Origin of the sequence: Thermoanaerobacter sp. A7A, from assembly GCF_000445185.1 — a bacterium.
GTDB lineage: Bacteria > Bacillota > Thermoanaerobacteria > Thermoanaerobacterales > Thermoanaerobacteraceae > Thermoanaerobacter.
On sequence record NZ_AVAF01000176.1, the window covers coordinates 47303 to 55267 of the forward strand.

Here is a 7965-nt window from a genome sequence, read left to right on the forward strand (position 1 = left end):
ACCTTAGAATTTCATTTAGTTAAATAAGATCTTATTATATCTCTTGCTATAGGCGCTGCTACTTTCCCACCTTCACCACCATTTTCAACTATTACACTTACGACAATTTGTGGATTTTCGGCAGGTGCAAAACCTACAAACCACGCATGGGGAGCACCGTGAGGATTTTCTGCAGTCCCAGTTTTACCTGCAACTGTAATACCAGGAATTTGTGCAGCTTTACCTGTCCCCTCTTTATCGTTAACTGCGCCTATCATCAATTGTTTAATAGTATCTGCCACTTTTTTTGATATAGGATTCAAATACTGCGAAGGAGTGCTCTTTTCGATGACTGTACCTGAAATAGGATCTGCCACGTATCTCATCAAATAAGGTTTCATTATAACCCCATCATTTGCAACGGCAGAAGCAACCAATGCCATTGTAAGAGGTGTTACAAGGATTTTACCCTGTCCTATAGAAGTTTCTGCTAAAGCAACTTTCCCTTCAATAGGAGGAAAATAATTTTTTGCTGTATCTATTTCTAAAGGAACTCTCTTATCCAACCCAAAATTATATGCCATTGACTGTAAATTTTCACTGCCTAAATCTAAACCTATCTGTATAAAAAAGGAATTACAGGATCTATAAAAAGCTTGTTTAAAATCCTCTATTCCATGAGCAATGCCTCCAAAATCATTTATCCTGTTGCCATCCACAATTATATATCCTTTGCAATCAAAAGTCTTGTTATATAACTCAGGTTCATATGTCAAAACTGCTGCAGTAGTTACAATCTTAAAGACAGAACCAGGGGGATACAAACCTTGTGTAGCTCTATTTAAAACCACGTTATCTGGGCTTGTCATTATTTCTTTCCAATTCTCCCCTAAAGTATTAGGGTCATAAGAAGGGGTAGAGACCATGGCTAAGATTTCCCCTGTTTTAGGATTTAAAGCCACCACTGCTCCTTTTTTTCCTTCCATCTCTTTATAAGCAAGGTCTTGAAGAGTTTTATCTATTGTCAAATATACATTATCACCTACCTGCCCTTTTGCTAAAACCAATTTCCTTAGAATAATTATTGGGTCATTTCCTACCATTCCAAGTAATTCTCTGTCATAAGCCTTTTCTATTCCTGCATTTCCCTGTTGATATATTCTACGGCTATACCCTATTACTTGAGCAAAAGCAGAACCATCTAAGTATTCTCTTTTTTGGGAACCATCTGCTTCAATTATACTCTTTGCAAGTACAATTCCATTTCTATCTAAAATACTACCTCGTAATATCTTTTTTTCTTGTTCTATAAGCCTACGATTATAAACACTATAAGAACTGGTAATTAATCTATCTCTTTCATATATCTGAAAATAAGTTAAATACGCGATTAAACCGAAAAAAAGTACAGAAAAAACTCCAAAGAGAATTTTAATATTGCGATTCAAATTGGACATCTTGTTGTTCCTCCTTAAGAGCTATGCCATTGAGCATACCCAATGTCACAAAGCTCATCACCATAGAACTACCGCCATAACTTACAAAGGGAAGGGTTACCCCTGTCAGCGGTATAAATTTTATAACCCCACCAATTATAGTAAAAACCTGTAAGCTAAACATTGAAATGAGTCCCGTAGCTACTAACGCACCAAACCCGTCTTTAGCATTTAATGCTACTTTAATCCCTCTATACATTATAACAAAATACACAAGGATTATAGCTACAGCTCCTAAAAGTCCAAATTCCTCACAAATTGCTGAAAAAATGAAATCACTTGCAACCACAGGTATATACTCTGGATGCCCCATGCCAAGACCTGTGCCAAAAAATCCTCCTGCTGCAATAGCAAAAAGAGATTGTACAATTTGATATGTCTTCCCCGGTACATCCATCCAAGGATTCAACCATGCCTCAATTCTTACTCTTACGTGCCAAAACAAAAAGTAGGATATTATGCCTCCTAAAACAAATAGCCCAATCCCTACTGCTGTGTACAATAGATTAGAAGTAGAGACAAAAATTAATAATACTGTAGTAGCATAAAATAAAAACGCCATCCCTAAGTCTTTTTCTAATACAAATATTCCTAGAATTGCAAGAGTTATTAATCCTAAAATAATTATGTCTTTTGTTTCTCTCCTGGTGCACAAATATTTTGCCAAAAAAATTATATATATTATCTTAGCAAGTTCAGCTGGCTGAACATATATGCCGTCAAAAGTAAGCCAGTTTTTAGCACCACCTATCTCTCTTCCAAAAATTAATGTTGAGCCCAGTAGTGCTATTGTAAGTGCAATGTAAATAGCTTCCCCATATTTGAGTTTATAGAGTAAATCGTAGTATTTTGAAATATATGAGGAAATGAAGTAAAGTAAAAATCCTATTGCAATCCAAACAATCTGCTTTATGAGCAAATCTGGAGTAACCCTGTATATCATTATAAGTCCCATTTCTGTTAAAAAAGAAGTTAAAATGATAAATTGGATTTCACCCAATGGAAACAATCTTACATGTAAGTAATAAACAATATAAATTAATATTGGAAATGCTAATGTAAAATATATTGTGTCAAATCCCTTCGGTTTATTGTGTATAAAAAGCAGTAAAAAGGCTATTACAAATATCCAAAAAACATTTTTCATAGCTTTAGATCCGGTTTTTATATATTCTTCCATAAGATTTCACCTACAAAATAAATTTGAGTTCAACATCACCTAAAGTAATTACATCGTTATTCCTTATTTTAGCAATTCCTTTTATTCTTTTGCCATTAACAAAAGTGCCATTTGTACTGTTTAAATCTTGTATATAAAACCTTTTGCCCCTCTTTCGTATGATAGCATGCCGTGCAGACACATAAGGGCTTTCAATTACTATATCACATTCCTCCGACCTTCCTATAGTAGTAACTTCAAAAAGATTAAAAGTCCTTTCTCCATTTAAAAAAGAAAGTTTTGCAGAGGTTATTTGCCTCTCATATCTTGCCCCTTTTATGTCCATATACACTATTTTAAAAACCCTGTATAAAAACAGGTAGATGAGAAAAATAAGGACATATTTTAATATCTGAGAAGCTATGGCATAATACATAAATTCACCTCATTTTTGAGAAAGGACTTTTTTCAAAAACCATCCAGTATAAGAATTCTCATTAGCAGCAATTTCCTCAGGTGTCCCTGTAGCTATTACCATTCCACCTTTGTCTCCACCTTCTGGTCCTAAGTCAATAATATAGTCTGCACTTTTTATGACATCTAAGTTGTGTTCAATTACAATAACAGTGTTACCTGCATCAGTTAATCTATTTAAAACATCAAGAAGCCTATGCACATCTGCAAAATGTAATCCAGTTGTAGGCTCATCCAAAATATATAATGTCTTACCTGTAGGTCTTTTAGAAAGTTCAGTAGCTAATTTTACTCTTTGGGCTTCTCCTCCTGAAAGCTGAGTAGAAGGTTGCCCTAGTTTAATATATCCTAGTCCTACATCATACAAAGTCATCAATTTATTTTTTATCCTAGGTATATTTTCAAAAAACACTAACGCTTCTTCTACCGTCATATTAAGTACATCCGAAATATTTTTTCCTTTATATTTTACTTCCAATGTTTCCCTATTATACCTTTGACCCTTGCACACTTCACAAGGGACATACACATCCGGCAAAAAGTTCATCTCAATTTTAATTATACCATCTCCTCCACAGGCTTCACACCTTCCACCTTTAACGTTAAAACTAAATCTCCCTGGTTTATAGCCTCTCATTTTAGCTTCTGGGGTATTTGCAAAAACCTCTCTTATATAGTCGAAAACTCCTGTATATGTAGCAGGATTTGAGCGAGGAGTCCTGCCTATAGGAGACTGGTCAATATTTATTACTTTATCTATATTATCGATACCCTCTATTGCATCGTGCATACCTGGTTTATCTTTGGACTTATAAATCTTCTGTGCCAATGCTTTGTACAGTATCTCATTTATAAGGGTGCTTTTGCCTGAGCCAGAAACCCCTGTAACGCATATAAATACTCCAAGAGGGAAAACCACATCTATATTTTTTAAATTGTTTTCCTTCGCTCCTTTCACTATTAAAGCTTTTCCATTAGGTTTTCTCCTCTGTTTTGGCACTTCTATCTTTATTTTGCCACTTAAATACTGTCCTGTAATTGACTTTTCACATTTTAACACATCTTCTATCGTACCCGCAACTACAATTTCTCCTCCATGCTCACCTGCACCTGGTCCTACATCCACAATGTAGTCTGCCGCATATATTGTATCCTCGTCGTGCTCTACTACTATAAGAGTATTGCCTTGGTCTCTTAATTTTTTCAAGGAATTTATAAGTCTTTCATTATCTCTTTGATGAAGTCCAATGCTGGGTTCGTCCAAGATATATGTGACTCCTACAAGTCCAGAACCTATCTGACTTGCCAATCTTATCCTTTGTGCTTCTCCACCTGATAAAGTAGCTGCGGGCCTTGACAGAGTCAAATAATCAAGGCCTACATCTACAAGAAAACTAAGCCTTGCTTTTATTTCTTTTAAAATTGGCTTTGCAATAATCTCATGTCTTTCTGTTAATTTGAGTTGGTCAATAAATTTTATAAGCTCGCCAACAGAAAGGTCTGTCATTTCTTTTATGGAAAGTCCACCAACAGTCACAGCTAACGCTTCTGGCTTTAATCTTGCTCCATGGCATGCAGGACAAGTAACCGGTCTCATATACTTTTCTATCTCTTCTTTTATAAAATCTGAAGAAGTATTGTTGTACCTTCTTTCAAGATTGTTTACTATCCCTTCAAATCCATAGGACTTTCCTTTTGTATCTTTGCCATAAAGCAGTACATTTTTTAAATCTTCACTAAACTTTTCATAAGGAGTATTCTCTGTATATCCAAAATGTTCAATCAATCTTAAAATGTTGTAATAAGCATAACTATCCTGTGAAGCAACAATCCCCGGCAACAACCCATTTGCTAATGATTTTTTAGGGTCTTGTATTAAAAGCTCTGGATCTACCTTCATAAATTCTCCCAATCCGGTGCAAACAGGACAAGCCCCATAAGGGCTATTGAAGGAAAACATTCTCGGAGAGAGCTCCTCAATACTTATGTTGCACTCTGTACAAGCGTATTTTTCAGAGAGTGTAAAGCTTTCTCCGTCTATTACATCAATAGTAACTATCCCATCTGCTAATTTTAAAGCTGTTTCTATCGAATCCGTCAGCCTCATGTCAATTCCCGGTTTTATAATAATCCTATCTACTACGACTTCAATAGTATGCTTTTTATTTTTATCAAGCTTAATCTCCTCATTTATATCGTACATTACTCCATCAATTTTCACTCTGACATATCCACTCTTTTTTATATCATTTAAAAGCTTAGCATATTCCCCTTTTCTTCCTCTAATAACAGGAGCCAGTACCTGTATCCTTGTACCTTCTGGCAATTCTTTGACCCTGTCCACCATCTGATCTATAGTTTGCATGCTAATCTCTCTCCCGCAAACAGGACAATGGGGAATCCCAGCCCTTGCATATAAAAGTCTTAGATAGTCGTAAATCTCAGTTATCGTTCCTACCGTAGAACGAGGGTTTTTATTTGTGGTCTTTTGGTCTATAGATATTGCCGGTGAAAGGCCTTCTATATAATCAACGTCTGGTTTGTCCATTTGTCCTAAAAATTGCCTTGCATAAGCTGACAAAGACTCCACATATCTTCTCTGACCTTCGGCATAAAGGGTATCAAAGGCAAGAGAAGATTTGCCAGAGCCTGATAAACCCGTTATTACAGTTAACTTATCTCGTGGAATCTCCAAATCTATATTTTTTAAATTGTGAACTCTTGCCCCTTTAATTACAATTTTGTCCTTCCCCATGATTTCACCTCAAACTACTTCCTCCAACTGTTTCTTCAATTCAAAAATCACATCTCTCAATTTTGCAGCCTTTTCAAACTGCAGTTCAATTGCAGCTTCTTTCATTTCTTTTTCAAGTTGCTCTATAGTTGACTTAATAATTTCAGGGTCATAAGTTTTAACTTTCTTTCTTGTGTACTTCTGTTCTTCTTCAGCAACGTGAGTAGCTTCAATTACATCTCTTACTCCCTTAATTACTGTCTTTGGAGTTATACCATGTTTTTTGTTATATTCCATTTGTATCTTTCTTCTTCTGTTCGTCTCATCAATTGCTCTCTTCATAGAATTTGTTACAGCGTCTGCATACATTATTACTCGTCCTTCCGCATTTCTTGCAGCACGTCCTATAGTCTGTATTAAAGAAGTCTCTGAACGCAAAAATCCCTCTTTGTCTGCGTCTAATATTGCCACCAAAGCAACCTCAGGTATGTCTAATCCCTCTCTCAAAAGGTTTATGCCTATTAAAACATCGAATTTACCCAGCCTTAAATCTCTTATTATTTCAACCCTTTCAATCGTCTCAATATCAGAATGTAAATATTTTACTTTTATTCCCATATCTTTGAGATAATCCGTTAAATCCTCAGCCATTTTTTTCGTAAGAGTTGTAACAAGCACTCTAAAGCCTTTATCAACTGTTTTTCTAATTTCCCCTATCAAATCATCTACTTGTCCCTTAACAGGCTTTACTATCACTTCTGGATCCACAAGACCTGTCGGTCGTATTAACTGCTCAACAACCTGCTCTGAATGTTCAATTTCATAAGGCCCTGGTGTTGCAGAAACAAAGATAACTTGATTTATCCTCTCTTCAAACTCTTCAAAAGTAAGGGGACGATTGTCAAAAGCAGAAGGAAGTCTAAATCCGTATTCTACTAATGCTTCTTTCCTTGACCTGTCTCCATTGTACATGCCTCTGATCTGAGGAATTGTCACATGGGACTCATCTATAAAAATGAGAAAATCTTCAGGAAAATAATCTAAAAGGGTATAAGGAGGGCTTCCTGGAGGTCTTCCTGAAATATGCCTTGAATAATTTTCTATTCCTTGGCAGTATCCCATCTCTTGTAGCATCTCTAAGTCATAATTTGTTCTCTGTCTTAACCTTTCAGCTTCTACTATTTTACCAGCATCTTTAAGTTCTTTATACCTTTGCTCCAGTTCTTCTCGAATGCTTTTTATTGCTCTTTCCAATTTGTCTTTTGAAGTAGCATAGTGAGAAGCCGGAAATATAGCCACGTGTTTTCTTAATCCCAGTACTTCACCTGTTAACACATCAATTTCCGCTATTCTGTCAATTTCATCTCCAAAAAGCTCAACCCTTATCGCCTTATTGGAAAAAGAAGCAGGGAAAATTTCTATAACATCTCCTCTTACCCTGAATTTGCCTCTTGTAAAATTCACATCATTTCTTTCATATTGTATATCTACAAGCTTTTTAATTATTTCGTCCCTATCTTTTATCATTCCCGGCCTTAGAGAAAGCATAAGATTTTCGTAATCTACAGGGTCACCTAAGCCATATATACAAGAAACACTGGCGACAATTATAACGTCTCTTCGCTCAAAAAGAGCTGCCGTAGCAGAGTGCCTCAATTTATCTATTTCTTCATTTATAGAAGCATCTTTTTCAATATAAGTATCAGTTTGGGGTATATAAGCCTCCGGTTGGTAGTAGTCATAATAACTCACAAAATATTCTACCGCATTGTCTGGAAAAAACTCTTTAAATTCACTGTATAATTGTGCAGCCAAGGTCTTGTTATGAGCGATGACAAGAGTAGGACGATTTAACTTCTGGATTATATTAGCCATAGTAAAGGTTTTTCCAGAACCCGTCACACCCAATAAGGTTTGAAATCTATATCCTTTTTTTACCCCTTCAACTAATTTATCTATAGCTTGAGGTTGGTCTCCTGTTGGTTTAAAATTAGATACCAACTTAAATCCACTCATTTTTTCTACCCTCTTTGCAATTTATCATCTTATTATTATAGCATACCCTACTTGTCAACACAAACATAATCGAGTAGGAGGCGGTGACTAACCGCCGTCCTCTCACA

At 35.7% G+C, this 7965-nt stretch carries 5 protein-coding genes; all 5 read right to left on the minus strand.

Translation table 11 applies throughout. The features are described from left to right. Positions 1-11 precede the first annotated feature (11 nt). From M663_RS0114230 to uvrB, 5 genes are read right to left on the minus strand one after another with little or no spacing between them, the layout of a single operon-like run. Positions 12-1436, minus strand: coding sequence for a penicillin-binding transpeptidase domain-containing protein (locus M663_RS0114230; RefSeq protein ID WP_029689417.1), 1425 nt, complete (start codon positions 1434-1436; stop codon positions 12-14). After that, positions 1411-2655 carry an FtsW/RodA/SpoVE family cell cycle protein gene (locus M663_RS0114235; protein ID WP_029689418.1) on the minus strand — a complete coding sequence of 415 codons (1245 nt, stop codon included), beginning with the start codon at positions 2653-2655 and terminating at the stop codon, positions 1411-1413. Before M663_RS0114235 ends, M663_RS0114230 begins: the two co-directional genes overlap by 26 nt. 10 nt (positions 2656-2665) lie before the next feature. Next, a complete protein-coding gene (locus M663_RS0114240) occupies positions 2666-3070 on the minus strand; it encodes an FHA domain-containing protein (protein ID WP_029689419.1) in 405 nt (134 codons plus the stop codon). A 9-nt stretch (positions 3071-3079) separates the two neighbouring features. Beyond that, the gene (uvrA, locus tag M663_RS0114245; protein ID WP_029689420.1) at positions 3080-5863 is read right to left on the minus strand and encodes an excinuclease ABC subunit UvrA; all 2784 of its coding nucleotides are present in this window, start codon (positions 5861-5863) and stop codon (positions 3080-3082) included. A 9-nt stretch (positions 5864-5872) separates the two neighbouring features. Next, positions 5873-7858, minus strand: coding sequence for an excinuclease ABC subunit UvrB (gene uvrB / locus M663_RS0114250; protein WP_029689421.1), 1986 nt, complete (start codon positions 7856-7858; stop codon positions 5873-5875). Between the last annotated feature and the right edge of the window lie 107 nt (positions 7859-7965).

Coding starts and splice junctions, on each gene's coding strand:
- M663_RS0114240 (WP_029689419.1), bottom strand. CDS start 3,070: ATGTATTATGCCATAGCTTCTCAGATATTAAAATATGTCCTTATTTTT.
- M663_RS0114230 (WP_029689417.1), bottom strand. CDS start 1,436: ATGTCCAATTTGAATCGCAATATTAAAATTCTCTTTGGAGTTTTTTCT.
- M663_RS0114235 (WP_029689418.1), bottom strand. CDS start 2,655: ATGGAAGAATATATAAAAACCGGATCTAAAGCTATGAAAAATGTTTTT.
- uvrB (WP_029689421.1), bottom strand. CDS start 7,858: ATGAGTGGATTTAAGTTGGTATCTAATTTTAAACCAACAGGAGACCAA.
- uvrA (WP_029689420.1), bottom strand. CDS start 5,863: ATGGGGAAGGACAAAATTGTAATTAAAGGGGCAAGAGTTCACAATTTA.